Source organism: Mucilaginibacter sp. RCC_168 (assembly GCF_041355315.1).
Classification (GTDB): Bacteria; Bacteroidota; Bacteroidia; order Sphingobacteriales; family Sphingobacteriaceae; genus Mucilaginibacter.
On the sequence record NZ_JBFUPN010000012.1, the window covers coordinates 192,318 to 209,424 of the forward strand.

The 17,107-nt window shown below is 41.7% G+C and carries 13 protein-coding genes; 6 read left to right on the forward strand and 7 right to left on the reverse strand.

Translation table 11 applies throughout. From position 1 onward, the window contains the following. The first annotated feature begins 7 nt into the window (after positions 1-7). Positions 8-2,119 carry a peptidase domain-containing ABC transporter gene (locus AB6735_RS13425; RefSeq protein ID WP_370996358.1) on the forward strand — a complete coding sequence of 704 codons (2,112 nt, stop codon included), beginning with the start codon at positions 8-10 and terminating at the stop codon, positions 2,117-2,119. Positions 2,120-2,293: 174 nt separating this feature from the next. On the opposite strand, the gene AB6735_RS13430 is transcribed toward AB6735_RS13425, so the two are convergent. Beyond that, positions 2,294-3,346 (reverse strand): hypothetical protein, encoded by a 1,053-nt coding sequence (locus AB6735_RS13430; protein WP_370996359.1) that lies wholly within the window; start codon positions 3,344-3,346, stop codon positions 2,294-2,296. A 72-nt stretch (positions 3,347-3,418) separates the two neighbouring features. Here AB6735_RS13430 and AB6735_RS13435 point away from each other — a divergent pair, with 72 nt between their 5' ends. From AB6735_RS13435 to AB6735_RS13445, 3 genes are all read left to right on the forward strand, one after another. Continuing rightward, positions 3,419-3,991, forward strand: coding sequence for a thymidine kinase (locus tag AB6735_RS13435; protein WP_370996360.1), 573 nt, complete (start codon positions 3,419-3,421; stop codon positions 3,989-3,991). 155 nt (positions 3,992-4,146) lie between these two features. Further along, positions 4,147-4,524, forward strand: a complete 378-nt coding sequence (locus AB6735_RS13440; protein WP_370996361.1) for a PleD family two-component system response regulator — start codon at positions 4,147-4,149, stop codon at positions 4,522-4,524. A 298-nt stretch (positions 4,525-4,822) separates the two neighbouring features. Further along, complete coding sequence (locus tag AB6735_RS13445; protein ID WP_076378023.1) at positions 4,823-5,014, forward strand: cold-shock protein; 192 nt, start codon at positions 4,823-4,825, stop codon at positions 5,012-5,014. A 139-nt stretch (positions 5,015-5,153) separates the two neighbouring features. On the opposite strand, the gene AB6735_RS13450 is transcribed toward AB6735_RS13445, so the two are convergent. After that, entirely contained in the window at positions 5,154-6,014 is an 861-nt protein-coding gene (locus tag AB6735_RS13450) for an RNA polymerase sigma factor RpoD/SigA (protein ID WP_076378021.1), read from the reverse strand. Positions 6,015-6,329: 315 nt separating this feature from the next. Beyond that, on the reverse strand, positions 6,330-8,786 hold the full coding sequence (locus AB6735_RS13455; RefSeq protein WP_370996362.1) for an AsmA-like C-terminal region-containing protein: 2,457 nt from the start codon (positions 8,784-8,786) through the stop codon (positions 6,330-6,332). A 160-nt stretch (positions 8,787-8,946) separates the two neighbouring features. Here AB6735_RS13455 and AB6735_RS13460 point away from each other — a divergent pair, with 160 nt between their 5' ends. Further along, positions 8,947-10,242 carry an aspartyl protease family protein gene (locus AB6735_RS13460; RefSeq protein ID WP_370996363.1) on the forward strand — a complete coding sequence of 432 codons (1,296 nt, stop codon included), beginning with the start codon at positions 8,947-8,949 and terminating at the stop codon, positions 10,240-10,242. Here the strand turns inward: AB6735_RS13460 and AB6735_RS13465 are convergent, their stop codons facing one another. From AB6735_RS13465 to AB6735_RS13475, 3 genes are all read right to left on the reverse strand, one after another. Then, a complete protein-coding gene (locus AB6735_RS13465) occupies positions 10,243-10,836 on the reverse strand; it encodes a DUF4202 domain-containing protein (protein ID WP_370996364.1) in 594 nt (197 codons plus the stop codon). A 14-nt stretch (positions 10,837-10,850) separates the two neighbouring features. Next, complete coding sequence (locus AB6735_RS13470) at positions 10,851-12,698, reverse strand: chloride channel protein (protein WP_370996365.1); 1,848 nt, start codon at positions 12,696-12,698, stop codon at positions 10,851-10,853. A 532-nt stretch (positions 12,699-13,230) separates the two neighbouring features. Continuing rightward, on the reverse strand, positions 13,231-13,926 hold the full coding sequence (locus tag AB6735_RS13475) for a Crp/Fnr family transcriptional regulator (RefSeq protein ID WP_370996366.1): 696 nt from the start codon (positions 13,924-13,926) through the stop codon (positions 13,231-13,233). 503 nt (positions 13,927-14,429) lie between these two features. On the opposite strand from AB6735_RS13475, the gene AB6735_RS13480 reads away from it, so the two are divergent. Beyond that, positions 14,430-16,316, forward strand: coding sequence for a chloride channel protein (locus AB6735_RS13480; protein WP_370996367.1), 1,887 nt, complete (start codon positions 14,430-14,432; stop codon positions 16,314-16,316). 183 nt (positions 16,317-16,499) lie between these two features. On the opposite strand, the gene AB6735_RS13485 is transcribed toward AB6735_RS13480, so the two are convergent. Beyond that, complete coding sequence (locus tag AB6735_RS13485) at positions 16,500-16,856, reverse strand: DUF488 domain-containing protein (RefSeq protein ID WP_370996368.1); 357 nt, start codon at positions 16,854-16,856, stop codon at positions 16,500-16,502. Positions 16,857-17,107 lie beyond the last annotated feature (251 nt).

A 17,107-nucleotide genomic window follows, 5' to 3' on the forward strand; every position in this document is an offset into this window, starting at 1 on the left:
GAAAGCAATGAGCATCAAAATAAAACAGCGGGATATAACGGATTGCGGGGCAGCTTGTTTAGCTTCAGTAGCATCACACTATAAGCTTGATCTCGCGGTAGCCCGTATCAGACAGCTTGCCGGTACCGATAAAAAAGGAACCAATGTATTAGGCATGGTTGAGGCCGCTCAGAAATTAGGGTTTGAAGCCAAAGGCGTAAAAGGACCTTTTGAAAGCTTGTTCAAAATACCCAAACCCGCCATAGCGCACTTAGTGGTAAAAGAAATTTTGCACCACTACGTAGTGATATATAAGGTTACGGATAAGTTTGTTGAGGTGATGGACCCGATTGACGGGCAACTAAGCCGCAGGAGCCATGATGAATTTAAAAAAGAATGGTCTGGAGCGTTGATTTTGCTGTTGCCTTCAGAAGAGTTTGAAGTCGGCAATGAAAAGAAATCTGTAAACAGTCGCTTTTGGACACTCATCAAACCGCACAGAAGTATTCTGATACAAGCACTGTTTGGTGCCATTGTTTACACTATTTTAGGTCTATCAACCTCAGTTTTTGTACAAAAATTGGTAGACTTTGTACTGGTCGACGGCAATCGCAACCTGCTTAATATTATGGGTATTGGTATGGTACTTATTTTGGCATTGCAGCTTTTTATAGGTACGGCCAAAACCATATTTACCCTGAAAACGGGGCAAATGATTGATGCCAAGCTCATTTTGGGCTATTACAAGCATCTGCTTAGATTACCGCAACAGTTTTTTGATACCATGCGTGTAGGCGAGATCATTTCCCGTATCAATGACGCGGTAAAGATCCGTACGTTTTTAAACGATGTAAGTATCAATTTCCTGGTAAACATATTTATTGTGGTGTTCTCATTCATCATGATGTTTACTTATTACTGGAAACTGGCACTCATCATGCTTACCGTTATTCCATTATATCTGGCTATTTATTATATAACCGATAAGCTCAATAAAAAGGCACAGCGTAAGCTGATGGAGGATGCCGCGGAGCTGGAATCGCAATTGGTAGAAAGCTTAAACTCGGTGGGTACCATTAAACGCTTTGGGCTGGAAGATCATGCAGATGAAAAAACAGAAGTGCGTTTCGTCAGGTTGTTGAAGATCGGCATGAAATCAAACCTGAACTCTGTTTTTTCAGGTACCTCTTCAGAATTGATATCCCGTTTATTAACTATTGCCTTGCTTTGGGTTGGTGCCGGTTATGTGATGGATAATAATATAACCCCGGGCGAACTCTTATCATTTTATACACTCATTGGTTATTTTACCGGACCGGTATCTTCCTTAATCGGGATGAACAGAACCGTACAGGACGCGGTAATTGCAGCCGACAGGTTATTTGAGATCATGGACCTGGAGCGCGAAAAAGATGAGAACCAAATTGATCTTAGTCCTGATAAAATTGGTGATATCCGTTTTGAAAATGTTTCCTTCCGTTACGGTACCCGGGTTGCTGTTTTTGATAACCTGAACCTGATTATCCCGAAGGGTAAATTTACCGCTATTGTTGGCGAAAGTGGTTCGGGCAAATCCACACTCATGTCGATATTGCAAAACATATATCCTATACAAAATGGTAATGTGCGTATTGGTGAGTATGATCTTAAATACATCAACAATTCGTCTCTTCGCCGGATGATATCGGTTGTGCCACAACAAATTGATTTGTTTGCAGGTAACGTTATTGATAACATCGCTGTTGGTGATAATGAGCCGGATATGAAAAAAATCATTGATATTTCGGCTAAACTGGGTATAACCGGTTTTATAGAATCATTGCCTAAAGGTTTCCAAACGTATTTGGGCGAGAACGGTACATCGCTGTCTGGTGGTCAAAGACAGCGCATCGCGATAGCCCGGGCATTGTATCGTAACCCCGAGATCCTGATATTAGATGAAGCAACGTCTTCGCTTGATTCCGTATCTGAAAAGTATGTGCAAAAAATGATTGAATTTTTAAAGGAAGAACAAAAAACGGTAATTGTAATTACTCACCGTTCAAGCACTTTAAACAATGCCGATAATATTATTGTATTGGATAAGGGTGTAGTTGTGGAACAAGGCAGTCATAAAAAATTAAACTATAGCTTGAGCTAAAAGCCGAAGGCTTAAAGCGAAAAGTCAACTCAAATCATAAAGCGTCATTGCGAGCGATAGCGTGGGAATCCCTAACTTTACAGGGAGGCTCTGCTAATCGGGGATTGCCACAATGACGGTTTTCTATAAAACAAGAAAAGCCCCGGTATACCGGGGCTTTTCTTGTTTTAGCCTTTAGCCTCCCGGATATCTCCGCTTGAGTAAAGCGTAGAATTTTTCGGTAGTAGCAGGCTTACTTTCCCAATTGTTTTTTACAACGTAATTGGTTTTCAAAAAGCGTTCGGCTTCATCAAATGAATTAAAACGGTTCACTATTTCAATAGCTTCACTGTAAGCGAGGCTGTAACCATTAAACAGATCTTTGATATAAAGTAATTTATCGTTCAGGTTAATGGCCGACTTTAGATCGGTAATAGGCAAAACAGTCGCAGGCGATGCAGCTGCAGTCACCGCTCCTTTATCTTTTTCGGCTTTTAATGCCGATATTTTTTGATTAATGGTCAGTACTTTATCGTCGGTTACAGCTTTGCTGTCATTGGCGTGTTTAGCAACCAGTTCCGGATCGGTTGGGGTGAATGCAGGTTCGGGAACGGATCGGGTATCTGTACCTGCCGGAGGTAGTTGTTCTGTAAGTTCTTCCTGCTCAAAATGGTCTTCTTCATCTTCCCATTCGGCAGCCTGGTCAATCTCCAGTTCTTCTTTTACTGGTTCTGGTTCATGGCGTTCAAACGAATAAGTGTCGCCAGTATTTTCAGCCTTCAGATCGATGTGCGGTACAGGTTGCTCTTCTTGTATCGGTTCTGGTTCCGGCTCGTTTTGAATGGGATTATAAGGTGGCTGAACGGGTGTAACAACAGCATCGCTTAGCTCCAGTTTGGTTTCGGTAGCGGGCTTTTGTTGTACAACAGGTTCAAAATAACGCTGCTCATGTATGTGCTCCGGTTTTTTATCTATAAGTGCAGGAGGAGGTATGGGCAATGGAACAGGTTTGCTTATTTCTATTACAGGCTCTGGTTTTTCGGCAACGGGTACCAGGGGCACCGGATTAGAACGTTCATGCAGCCGGCGTAATATTTCGGCATGATCTTTTAAAAAATGAGCGTTGGCAACAAACAACTCCAACTCCAATTCGTTGAGTTCACTGCTTTCTGCTTCAAGGTAATTATATTGGTCATTAAGCTCTTTTAAAATACCACCTATCTTTTTAAATACATCCATTTGCTTCATGGCTTCAATCTTAGAAAAATGCTTACCAAAAATAGGATTAAATTCTGATATTTGCCCTCCACAATAGTCAGAATGGTATTTAACGAGGAAATTTTTAAACGTAAAAGTGAATTGGGCGGAAGTATTGAAGTGATCTGCGGATCGATGTTCTCTGGTAAGACAGAGGAACTGATCAGAAGGCTTAACCGTGCCCGTATCGCGAAGCTGAAAATAGAGATATTCAGTCCTAAAGCCGACACTCGTTTTGTTGAAGATGCCTTGGTATCACATAATGCCAATTCTATCCCTTCTACCCCGGTTGACAGTGCTTCGGCTATATTGTTACTGAGCAGTGATGTTCATGTGGTTGGTATAGATGAGGCCCAGTTTTTTGATGATGAATTGCCCGATGTTTGCAATATATTAGCCAATAAAGGAATACGCGTAATAGTGACAGGTTTGGATATGGACTTTAAGGGTCGCCCGTTTGGCCCGATGCCGGCTATTATGGCCATTGCCGAGTCGGTTACCAAACTGCATGCCGTATGCGTACGGTGTGGTAATCCGGCGCTTTATTCATATCGTTTGGTCCCGGATGAAGCCAGAATACTCCTGGGTGAACAGGAAAGCTATGAGCCTCGATGTCGTATTTGCTACCATAGCTAACTAAAACAAAGTATTTTTTGCATAAATCTCTCTTTTTCAAAACAAAAGGTAGCATGTTGTTTGTTTATGTTTAGGATATATTATGGTGTTTGTAATTTAATTTTTTAATTATAATTAAAGCTCCATACAGTATTCATTCTTAAGCAAAGGACTTTATGGCGAAAAAAATCTTAGTGATCGAAGATGATAAGGACATCAGGGATACCATTGTGTACGTGCTGGAAGAGGAGGGTTATGAAGTGATAGCTTCTGACAATGCCAGAATACTGAAAAAGGTGCATGAGCTGGAGCCTGATCTGATAATGCTTGATAACTGGCTTACCGATTGGACAAGCGATTTAAGCGGCCAGCAATTGAGCAAGGCATTGAAGAGCGATCCGGCTACAAGCCATATACCGGTAATACTTATTTCGGCGGTTAATAATTTAAAAGAAATTGCCCAGGCCGGCGAAGCAGATGACTACATCAAAAAACCGTTTGACCTAACCGAGCTGACCGAACTGGTGAAGCGTCATATCAAAATAAGTTTGTAAAAGAAGATCAAGATAGGTGTAACAGCCGCATACAGATACGGGTGATATGCTTGCGAGAAAATTACCATATAATTTACTGCCATTGTTAAACTCAAGCACTATTTTGTCAGTTTTATGAACTGTGTTATTGTTACACTAAGAGTGCGTATAAATGAGGTGGTATAACGTTGTACACGCTTACAAATGAGCACCTTTTTATTGTGTTTTTTCAAACTAAAAGATGATAAAAAAACTTAATTACCTTACTTATAGTTAATTGTTGATTATTAACCGTATCTTTACGTAATTAAATAACAATATAATGCAAGGAACAGTAAAATTTTTCAATGAAAGCAAAGGTTTTGGATTTATTACACCAAGTAATGGTGGTGCCGAAGTTTTTGTACATGCCTCAGGCCTTATTGACACTATCCGTGAGAACGACAGTGTTACCTACGATGTAGAACAAGGTAAAAAAGGCTTAAATGCGGTAAATGTAAAAGTAGGTTAAATAACTATTATTATAATCGTACAAGCATCTGCACATTGTGTGGATGCTTTTTTTTGTGCCTGATAATTGGATAAACAAAAAAAATCGGATGGTTTCAGCCATCCGATTTTTTATTCATGGGCTATTACCCGGTAATTACTTAGTTCAAATACGATTGTAAAAGATTTGATTTGGAGTTATGACGCAAGCGCATCAAAGCTTTATCTTTTAATTGGCGTACACGTTCGCGGGTAAGATTAAATTTTTCACCTATTTCCTCTAAAGAATGAGGAGCATAGCCACCCAAACCAAAGAATAAAATAATAACTTCACGGTCGCGTTCGGCCAATATGCTTAATGAACGTTTGATCTCCTGTGAAAGAGAGTCCATCATCAGTTCGGTATCAGTTGCTGCATCGGTGCTTTGTAATACATCAAGCAAAGTGTTTTCTTCGCCTTGTATAAACGGAGCATCCATAGATATCTGACGACCGGCATTGCTCAGTGAATCGGCAATTTTATCAACAGATACTTCCAAATCTTCAGCCAGTTCCTCAGGTGTTGGCTGCCTTTCAAATTCCTGCTCTAATTTCGAAGCCGCTTTATGAATCTTACTTAATGAACCAATTTGGTTTAAAGGTAAGCGCACAATACGTGATTGCTCCGCAACAGCCGATAATATAGACTGACGGATCCACCATACAGCATATGAAATAAATTTAAAGCCTTTGGTTTCGTCAAAGCGTTTTGCTGCTTTAATCAAACCTAAGTTTCCTTCGTTTATAAGGTCGCCTAAGGTAAGGCCCTGGTTTTGGTACTGTTTTGCTACTGATACTACAAAGCGAAGGTTAGTTTTTGTTAACCTTTCTAATGCAGCCTGGTCGCCCTCACGAATCTTTTGCGCCAGGATCACTTCTTCCTGTGCACTAATTAAATCTACCTTGCCTATTTCATGCAGATACTTTTCAAGCGACTGAGACTCGCGGTTGGTAATGGATTGGGATATTTTTAGTTGTCTCATTTTTTTGAATAGATTTTTTTCAAGCTAATAAACAGTCCGATAAGATTTTTGTCCGGTTAGCTTTAACCGGGCGGTGTTAAAAAATAAATTAAATTAAACTTTGCTTCCGTAAATTTTACTATACCCGGGATAGTTACGAGGGTTGGCTAATGCTGTTATTGCAGTACGAAGCGTGGTGTTAGTAACCAATAAATGTTTAATCAAATGTATGATCTCTTAAATGGATGTACAAAGATACTCAATTAAATGCTATTATTGTGTCAAAATTACATGACGCAGGGATGTAATAACGGTTTATTATGTTCTTTTTTTAATTTAGTTGGTTATTTCTGCACTTGTCTCTTCTTTTTTCGCCCGGTTCTTGTTCCATTTTATCTTGATCTTACCGTCATCCCCGTCTGTAGCTAATATATGCAAAACAATACCACGCATACGTTTTTTATTTCGTTCAGTTTGATCAACTATTGCGGTATCCTTTTTGGGGTTACGCAATGGGATGTCGAGCGCGATGTTGGTACCCCTTGATAAAGAATATACTCCGGCTACATCCATATTCAATACACTTGAGTTGATCTGCATTGGGCTGATAGTAATTTTATCGCCATTAATGTCAAATTTACCCTTCAGGTTTGAAAAAGTAATATTATTCAGGTCACGAAACGGGAACGCGAATTTCCCTACACTTGTTATCGGGCTAAAGTTGATCAACGCGCCTTTCTGCAGATCGATTGTCGCCACTCCATTTAATGATCGTGGTACCAGGTTACCGTCATTATTGATGCTGCCGGTGATATGCGCCTGTGCCGATAGAAACCCCTTTAAATTTTTTGACGAAAAGCTCTTCAGTCCAAAATCATTAAACGAGTAAAAAAAATTACTCACGTTTACATTGTCAACCTGGGTGTTGAGCAAAAAGTTATTTACCTTACCATTTTGAACAATGTTACCCGCCAGTTTTAGTGAACCACCAGCATGTTTAACGCTCACATTCTGCACCTTTATAATATTATTATCCAGTAAGAGATCGGCAGTGGCATCGGTAGCTAAAAACTTTTTATAATAAACTTTGGCTACACGCAGGTGCAGTTCAGCTTTGCCTTTGTCAAAGGCCGTGTTTAGCTTGCTGTTTAAATTTACTTTAGTGTTTTTTGTTTTAGCAGATGTTTGACTTTGCCGTGCATTCAAAAAGCCTAAAAATTCGGCTATGTGTAATTGCGGACTTGTTATTTGCCATACGATCAGTATTTTTTCAGGGGCGGTGTAGTACAGATTTAAAAAATTACTCACCTTTCCTTGCATATTTACCACACTATTACCAGTTTGCAAGCGGATATTATTCATATACAAATCGTTCTTATAAAATCTTAGTGCAATACCCGTATTTTTAAAATGAAGGTTACGCGGTAAATAACTTACGTCGGCATTTTTGATGTTAACTACACCATCCAGTAAAGGCTTGTTTAACTCGTAATTTACCAGGTCGGCTTTGTAAGCCATGGTAATATTAGCAGTACCTTTTGTAAACTTAAGGCTCTGCTCGCCAATAACGGGATTAAGCTTTTCCACATCAAATTTCGATCTGAATACACCCGTAGCAACCGGCGTATTCAGGTTATTGACAAAGGCGGTATCTATCGTAAAAGGCAAACCTTTATAATCGCCATTAAAATGATACAATTTGATAATCGAGTTTTCATCGCCTAAACCTTTACCATTAACATAATTATTGCTGAACACACCATTGAAACTACAGTTATTAATACGGCCTCCGGGGGTGGTGAGCGTGTTATCCTTTACCTTACAGGTAACAAAAATCAAGGGGTCACCGGCGCCAAAACTTCCCTTCAGATCGGCGGTTACGGCAATAGGGGCATCCAGATCAAACATCCGCAGACTTTTGGTAATATTGGCCGCCAGCAGATTTGATGCGCTTTTCCAAAGGATATGATCGTCGGCTATGTTAAGCGTAAAATTAACCGGATCTTTGGCCAGGTTAAATTGCCCGCCAATGGTAAAGGTATCATCACCGATCCCTAATTTATTGGGTGCCACCGTGATCAGCTTGTTTTTATTATCGTAACTGATATCAAAGGGGCCGTTGAGCAGTTTATCCTTCATAAAGCTTCCCTTTTTTGTGTTAAACGAAAAGCTTTTTACCAATGTCTTTAACTGAAGGTGCGCTTTCCAGCCGGTAAGGGGATAGTCCATTTTACCGTCGATATCCTGCACCTCAAACTGAAATAATTTAGACGCCTTACGGTCGTTCACAACAAAATCAACATTGTTTAACTCAAAGCGTTTTATCTGCATGGATGAACTGCCTTTTTCTTTAGTGGGCGCGCTTTTTGGATGTTTGCTTTTAAAAACTGCCGTATTGCTATAACCGGTACTATCTGTAAACAAGTCGATCTTAGCATTGCTGATCTCTACTTTATTAATAGTAACTGTGCCTTTTAGTAAAGCGCTGGCATCTACAGAAACGTAAATATCTTTTGCGCTTAGTAGGGTATGGTGATGATTGACCCAAAGACTATCTTTCAAAGTAACATCTTTTAGCGCCAAAGACACCCCAGGAAAACCTTTAAAAAAAGTAGGGTTGAGCCCACCGATGGTGAGGGTTCCGTTGATGTTTTTGTTCAGCTCGGTAGTAATAAGATTAAGTACTTTTTGCTTGTTGTATGCTACATAAGCGGCAATACCGGCAATTGCTATTATAATTAATACTATAATACCACCCAATACTTTTAATGTTGTTTTAACCCAATGAGGCATATTTGTTAATTTACCAATAAAGGGTTAAATAACCTAATTGTTTGGATATAAAGCGTATGGTTGTAAAATGTCTGCTCTTTTTTACAAAGTTTATCATTGATATCAGCGATATCCTGTAACAAAATTTATCTGGAAATATCTTAATAATTTACCTTACCGAATGAAAACACTATACCTTTTAACTGCTATAGCAATTTTACTTATTTGTAAACTACCGGCATCTGCCCAGGTAAAACAATTGAATGAATTGGTATACACCAAACAATATGCTCAACTGGAGCAGGCTTTATCCGGCATCAATCTATCCGCAAATGACAAAATGCTTTATAGTGCGTTTTTAACCAACGCGTTTAATCAACCCGAAGCTTCCAATTTGCTCCTGAAAAAAATATTTGTCCGTAAAATAGCCGCAAATGACGGCAAATTGCAATTTTATCTGCACCGCATAGCTTATGATAACTATGTTAAACTGAATAACTATAAAGCCGCCCAAACTGCTTCTGAACAATTGGTTAAATATTATAGTACCTGGTTTAGCAAGAGCGAATTAACCGATCAGCAGGAAGAAAATAAGATATGGGCGGCACTTACAGCTACCCCTGCTCAACAGGTGCACAAACAGGCATCATCATCTATCCTGATAAAAAAGGATATGGCCGGTTTGTGGAATATCCCGGTGCAACAACAGGATAGCAGTTATCTGTTTGTTTTTGATACCGGTGCCAATATATCAACCATAACCGCTACCTATGCTCAAAAGCTGCATTTGGATGTGGTTAAAAACTCCCAGGTGAGTATTGAGGGCGGCATGAATGGGGTAAGTACCAAAGTAAATTTAGGTATAGCCAAACAATTGTACATAGGAAAAGTACAGATCAATAATGCCCTGTTCCTGATATTTCCAGATAGCGCCTTGAGCTTTGCCGGCGGGGCCTACAAAATAAACGGCATTATTGGATTGCCTGTTATTAAAGCCCTTGGCGAAATAACCATTGGTAAAGATACTATGCAGATACCGTTGGTGACCCATACAGAGCCTGTTCCGCATAACCTGGCACTTGATCTGCTGCAGCCTGTGATCTACATGGAGTATCAGGGTAAATCATTGCCTTTTACGTTTGATACCGGTGCGCAGGTAACTTTGTTTAGCGATAATTTTTATAAACAATTTAAGCCTCATTTGGATAGCATCGCCAAAAAAGACAGTTTGCATATGGGCGGTGCCGGTGGCTCAAGGCGAATGAAAACCTTAAAAGTACCGCAACTGACCTTTACCATTGATCATAAACAGGTACTTTTTAATAACACGCAGGTGAACCTCGAAGAAACACAAGTGAGTGATAAACATTACTACGGCAACATGGGGCAGGACATGTTTGCGCAATTTACCAGCATGACCATCAACTTTGTTAACTCGTCGATTGCTTTTGGCAGCAGAAAGCAACCGGTAAAATAATTATTTACTGTTTATCAGCTTCAAAGCCTCCTGTATGTAGTGTAAGCCCTGATCGGAATAAGGTAGGGTTAAGGCAAACTGGTGCCCATGCGCATCCATTTTTAACAACGATTTTTTGAGGATGTTGATCACCTTATCGGCCTCATATTTAGGGTGAAATTCCTCATACTGAAATTGCAGGAAAACCAGGCAAAGTGCGTTTTCCATAGTTTGTACGTCGTGGTCAACTTTAATCTTTTGCTTAAGCAGGATCTGTCTTGTCCGGGCAATCTGCTCGGTACCGTACCCAACGTTTTCCATAATGGCGACTGCTTTTTCGGCATGGTATTGGGCCAGATCCTTACGCCATTTTAAATAGGCTTCCCGGCCTTCGGGATAGGTGTTACGCGGTATTTCCCAGCGACCGATATGCTGGCTCCGTGAGGCAAGCAATAACTCTTCGCTGGCATTAGCATCCAGTTTATTTACCCAGTTGTACAGTTCAATGGCCAAAAAGTACTCCTGCGGATAGCTTTTATTTTCCCAGGTAAAGGTGTTGAGATCTGTTTGATTGTAGGCATCAAATTGCTCAAAAGCGGCATTTAGTTTGGTCATTGTTATTAATTGTTTTAACTGGAATATTCCTTAAGCAACTGCCGGTAACGGTTAAGTACGCTTGATTTGGATATAAAGCCTACAAATTTATGCTGATCGACCACGGGTAGGTTCCAGGTATTGGTTTCATCAAATTTTTTCACAATTTCCCGTACATCGTCTTTTGCATCGATAATGGCTGGCGGGGTAACCATCACTTTTTGCACGCTCAACTCATCATACAAGTCCTTATTGAACATAACCGGCCTGATATCATCCAACCGGATAATACCCTCCAATACATGGTCGTCATTAGTTACCGCTATAAAATTTTTCTTTCCAACACTGATCAATTCGATCAATTCCGGAAATGAAGCGTATATACTGATCTCCTGGATCTCCCGATCGATTAGATCAGACGTATGCAGCAACAGGAGCAGGTTTTGATCGTGCTCGCGGGTAAATATCTTACCCTCTTCGGCCAGTTGCTTTAAGTCGGGTGATATAGTCGAAAAGCGTTTGGCGATCAGGAACGACACCACCGAAACAATCATCAGCGGTAGAAAAAGATCATACCCCGAGCTCGACTCCGCAATTAGAAATATGGCTGTCAAGGGGGCATATAGCACACCGCTCATTACTCCGGCCATACCCACAATAACCATATTGGTTACCGGGACATTCGGGATACCGATCTGGGTGCATACCACCGCTATAAAATAGCCCAGTGTGCCGCCTGCAAATAACGATGGCGCAAAATTACCACCATTACCCCCGCCATAAATAGTGATAGATGTTGCAAAGGCTTTTAGCAGACAAATAAAACCCAGGAACAACAAAATAAACCACTCATGAAAAGTGAAATATTTAAAAAAGCTAACAGCTACTACCGATTCTATCTTGCCGGTGGCAAACACTTTAATGGTGGAGTACCCCTCGCCAAATAGCGGCGGGAATAGTACACAGAGTATAGATAGCAACAGCCCGGCTATAATAGCTTTTTGCAGCCTGCTTCTTTTGAGGTGTTTAAACCGATGCTCCACCCATTGCGATATCACCACAAAATAGCGGGCATACAAACCGCAGGCAATGCCCAGCACAATATAAAACGGTATATTTTTATAGTTAAAGGCCTGCCTTGATGTAAATTGAAACAGTGCTTCCTCATTTAAAATGATCCTGGAAACCAGACTACCGCAAACGGCCGCCACAACCAGGGGTATAAAATCGGTAAAAACCACACCGGTGAGCAATATCTCAAAGGCAAACATCATACCCGCTATGGGCGCATTGAAGGCAGAGGCTATGCCCGCTGTAGCACCCGCCGCCAGCAGCAGCGTACGGTCCTTATAATCCAGTTTGTAGGTTTTGGCATAGTTGGAGCCAATGGCCGAGCCTGTTACCGCGATGGGGCTTTCTAAACCCGCCGAACCACCCAAACCTACGGTAATGGCACTTTGCACTATCTGGGAGTACATTTTTACCGGTGATACCAGACTGGAGTTCTGGGCAATTTCATACAGTATGGCAGGGATGCCTTTACGATCGTTGCCCCGGTAAATGTATAATACCACCAGTGTGGTAAGTACGATACCCAGCAAGGGGAAAACCACATAAAAAACTACCTGTCCCTCGAACTGAAATTTAGAAGTGATGAGGTAATGAATATAATGCACCAGCATTTTTAAAACTACCCCGGCCAAACCAGCCGTACAACCAACCAGGATACCTGATAGTATCAGGAAGTGGCTGTGTGAAAGGTAGTTGCGTACCCAAAGCAGCACTATTTCATAACTCCTGACCTTTTGAACACTGTTGGCCCTGAAATCGCGCTGAAACTTAAAAAAATTATGAAAACGTTTTAATTTACTGTACTTGCTCAATGAAAACCTCCCGGCTGCAATTTAGGCATAAATTTGGAGCAAGGGCTAAGATATTTAAATCCGGAAAATTCACTCATCTGCCTTTGCTCATTTTTTTATGGCGACAAAAGCTTTTTAAACCTTTTATTTTAACACTTTTCAGGCCTAAATTGGATGAAAATCACTCGGAAGTTGCTCAATAAAACCTCATTTTAACACTTTTTAACAAATTTGAACACGGTTTTAGCGTGTTTTTGAAACTTTAAAAAGTATTAACTAATTGTCAAATAACTATGTTAAAATCGGTGAATTTTTGATCCATTTTATCCCTTAACAAAACAGCCCGCTTATCCGGTAAAAAATAAGCGGGCTGCCTTTAATATAAATTACGAAAAATTTCGGGAGTACCCAGGCTTCTGCCCGTGGTAATTCATGGCTTCAACTTCAGCTGAACTAAAGCTGAAAGCTTTAACCATGCCACCCACGAGATACGCTACGCTAATCTCGCTGGAGCGAGTATTTGTAAAGATGCATATTTGCGTCTCCCGAGTTTTTACTTCTTCCTGCCCAAAGTCATCTCCTGCAGGGCATCTTCGTTCAGAAGTTTGAAGCTTTTACCATCGAGGGTGATGAGCTTATTTTGTATAAATTCCTGCGTTACCTTAAAAAAGGTTTCGTATACTACACTGGCATAAGAGGAAATATCCTGACGGGTGAGTTCAATATCAACAAAGCCATCCTCATTTAAGCCAAACTGGTTACGGAGCGATAACAGTGCCTGGGCTATGCGCTCTTTTACCGGCATGTGCGCCAGGTTGCGCATCCGTTTTTCCGACTCCTGCAATTCATTGGCGAAAAACTTCATGAGCTTGTACGTAAGTTGACTGTTTACATTTAATGACGACTCAAAGAAATCCATTTCAACGTAACACACAATCCCCGGTTCAATAGCGGTTGCCGATATAGGATAGGTTGACGTATCGCCCAAGCCCAAATGCCCCAATATATCGCCCTGCTTAGCAAAACGCAGAATCAGGTCCTTTTCCTGGTCCCATTGCTTGTGAACCTTTACCACGCCCTTATACATAAAATAGATGCCGGTTACATCGTCGCCTTCTTTAAACAGCTGCTGCCCCTTTTTCAGGGTGATATTCTGTTTATGGGCGCCTATGGCCGGAAGCCAGTCTTTTAGGCTGTTGCGGCACAAAAAGCAGGTGTTCAGATCGCAGGTATGGACGGCTTTTGTCATAATGTTGTGGATGCAATAATAAATAATAATTACTTAGCCTCACTTAAATCAGATGCGTATCGACTCACCCCGACATCGCTACGCTTGTCGACCCTCTCTTCAGCTTCGCTGGAAAGAGGGTAAAAAACAACCTCATTGCGAGCGTAGCGTGGACAACCGACCGGAGGGAGCTCATTGATACCTTTAAAACCCCCGACTTATAGAGACGCCCTGCATATCGGGGATTGCCACGTCGTTCCTCCTTACAGCAATGACGCGCGGAGAGATTTTCGTATCCTCTCTCCGCCGCAGGCGAAGAGCGAGTGGTCCAGCAAAGCGTAGACTGGGTGAGTCGATTCTACAATAGGGCATTAATAATTATTTTATTGTTTAAATAATGTAATTAATATAAAAATGTAAATTTATTATTTAATTTATGTTGTTTATACAATATTTATAAACAAAAATCTTAATTTTGTAACCCGAAAAGCTGGCCTTAACAATCAAATGCCGGCATTATAGAAATGGAACCTCAAAAAAAAGCTGCAAACAAAACCGGGATACCTATATCGCCCGCATTAAATTATATCGGGAACCCCTCCAATACAGGAAACGGCTTTATCCAAAAAAAACGATTGATATTTATTTCCTGTTTATCGGTGGCCGTAGCTGTAGCTATCAGTCTTATCGCTAAAGTGCTGATCTATCTTATCAACCTGGTGACCAATATTTCATTTTATGGATCATTCAGTCTGGGTTTTCACTCACCGGCGAACAACCATCTTGGGCCTTGGGTTATTGTTATCCCAGCCATTGGTGGCGTATTGGTAGGTATTATGGCTTTTTACGGTTCAAAGGCAATCCGTGGGCATGGTATCCCCGAGGCCATGGAGCAAATATTGGTTAACGAAAGCAATATCAACCCGGCTATTACTTTTTTAAAACCCATATCATCTGCCATTGCCATAGGTACTGGTGGCCCATTTGGCGCCGAAGGACCTATTATAGCAACGGGTGGCGCTTTAGGATCTACATTGGGTCAACTTTTCCGGATAACCGCTAATGAACGGAAGATCATCCTGGCTTCGGGCGCAACGGCGGGCATGTCGGCCATCTTTGGTACGCCCATAGCGGCTGTGTTCCTGGCTATTGAGCTGTTGTTGTTTGAGTTTTCGCCAAAGTCTATACTGCCTGTGGCTTTAGCCTGTATCACGGGTGCGGCCGGACATCATTTGCTATTTGAGGCGGGCCCGGTATTTCCCATGCCCGATTTGCCAACGCCATCAAACCTGGCCCTGGGTATTTACAGTTTTATGGGCATCATTATCGGCTTTTTATCATTGGGCATCACCAAAATAGTATATATTATTGAAGATTATTTTGAAGAGCTGCCCATTCACTGGATCTGGTGGCCGGCCATTGGTGGTCTGGCTGTAGGTATTATCGGTTTTTTTGCGCCGCATACGCTGGGGGTGGGTTATGATAATATTACAGGTTTGCTATCGGGCAAATGGCCGCTGATCATTATCTGTAACCTACTGTTTTTAAAATTCTTGTCCTGGGCTATCGCGTTGGGGAGCGGCACATCAGGCGGTACCTTGGCTCCATTGCTCACGATGGGTGGGGCTGCCGGGGCACTTACAGGCATGCTTATTTTATTGGTGTTCCCTAATTCGGGCATCAGCATCCCTATGGCCGCGCTGATCGGTATGTCGGCCATGTTCGCGGGGGCTTCGAGGGCTTATTTAACCAGCATTACTTTCGCGCTGGAAGCCACTATGCAGTCACATGCGCTGCTGCCATTGCTTGGCGCTTGTACGGCAGCGTACATGGTTTCGTTTTTCCTGATGGAGAACACCATTATGACCGAAAAGATAGCCCGCCGCGGTATTTTTACACCCGACTCCTTTGAACCCGATCTGCTGCAAAAAATGGTGGTTTCGCAGGTGATCAGCGATGAGGCAACGGTCATCAATCTCAATAACAGCATAGCCGATGTGCGTGCCTGGGCAAGTACCAATAACATTCATGACAATTATCTCATTGTAGTAAATAACGATGGAGAATTTAACGGTACTTTAAAGCTGACGGATCTGTACAGCAGCAACCTTGATCCGGCCTCGCCTTTGCAGGATATGTTAAAAAAGGAAGCAAGGGCTTTTGTTAAAAATACCGATACACTGCGCTACGCCATGGAAATGATGTCGAAAACCGATGTGGAAGTACTGCCGGTACTATCACCAGATGATAAACAGGTAATGGGAATATTATCTTACCGGGATATCATTTCGGCATTTAAAATGGAAGCTGATAAAACACAGCAGCCTTATGTGAAAATATCCCTCAAGCGCCAGCGTATGAAAATGCTGGTAAGGGGCCGGAAAACGGAAACCCCATCTAAACCTCTCTAAAGGGGAAGGCTTTAAAAGGGCGGCGGATGTCATGCTTAGCTTGTCAAAGTATGGAGGGGCAGGCCTCTGCGCTCTACCTTCGGCGGAGTCAGGGTGCCCCCCTGTTAGCTATCACGCCATTGCTTGGTAACTCGCAATGGCGCATTTTTTATTCTGCTTCGCCCCTTAGCAATGACAAGTGATCTATATCATCGTTAACAAAAAATCCTTTAACACCACCGCATGGTTTTGATGTTCATCATGAACCGAATAGAGTAGCGTAACCGTATCATGGGTTTTTATGAGTTCGGCCAGTTCGTTAACCGCTTCTTTTGACTGTTGCAGTTCGGCGATGTAGTTATGCTGAAATTCGGCCCAGTTTTGCGGGTTGGCATGATATTGTTTGCGTAATTCGGTTGATGGGGCTATATCTTTCATCCAACGGTCAATCTGTGCCCGATCTTTGGTTACACCGCGCGGCCACAACCGGTCAACCAGTATCCGCAGTCCATCTGTTTTTTCGGCTGGGTTGTATATCCGTTTTATTCGTAATTCGCCCATTATAATTATTGAATTATTGAGTTAGTGAATTATTGATTAAGGTAATATTTAATTCAATTAAAAGCCAGTGGCCGTGGGATTTCTTCCTCGGGGAAGGGGAGAAAGGGGTTTAACCGCCTGATAAATTAAGCCACTTTGTAAACCCCTCCCTGCATTTGCACGCAATCCTGTCGCCCCTCCCGTGGGGCTACTGTGTGGACACAAGTATGCTATAAAAGTTCGATTTTTGCGAAATGGATGAACCTATAAAT

Coding starts and splice junctions, on each gene's coding strand:
- AB6735_RS13425 (WP_370996358.1), top strand. CDS start 8: ATGAGCATCAAAATAAAACAGCGGGATATAACGGATTGCGGGGCAGCT.
- AB6735_RS13430 (WP_370996359.1), bottom strand. CDS start 3,346: ATGAAGCAAATGGATGTATTTAAAAAGATAGGTGGTATTTTAAAAGAG.
- AB6735_RS13435 (WP_370996360.1), top strand. CDS start 3,419: ATGGTATTTAACGAGGAAATTTTTAAACGTAAAAGTGAATTGGGCGGA.
- AB6735_RS13440 (WP_370996361.1), top strand. CDS start 4,147: ATGGCGAAAAAAATCTTAGTGATCGAAGATGATAAGGACATCAGGGAT.
- AB6735_RS13450 (WP_076378021.1), bottom strand. CDS start 6,014: ATGAGACAACTAAAAATATCCCAATCCATTACCAACCGCGAGTCTCAG.
- AB6735_RS13455 (WP_370996362.1), bottom strand. CDS start 8,786: ATGCCTCATTGGGTTAAAACAACATTAAAAGTATTGGGTGGTATTATA.
- AB6735_RS13460 (WP_370996363.1), top strand. CDS start 8,947: ATGAAAACACTATACCTTTTAACTGCTATAGCAATTTTACTTATTTGT.
- AB6735_RS13465 (WP_370996364.1), bottom strand. CDS start 10,836: ATGACCAAACTAAATGCCGCTTTTGAGCAATTTGATGCCTACAATCAA.
- AB6735_RS13475 (WP_370996366.1), bottom strand. CDS start 13,926: ATGACAAAAGCCGTCCATACCTGCGATCTGAACACCTGCTTTTTGTGC.
- AB6735_RS13480 (WP_370996367.1), top strand. CDS start 14,430: ATGGAACCTCAAAAAAAAGCTGCAAACAAAACCGGGATACCTATATCG.
- AB6735_RS13485 (WP_370996368.1), bottom strand. CDS start 16,856: ATGGGCGAATTACGAATAAAACGGATATACAACCCAGCCGAAAAAACA.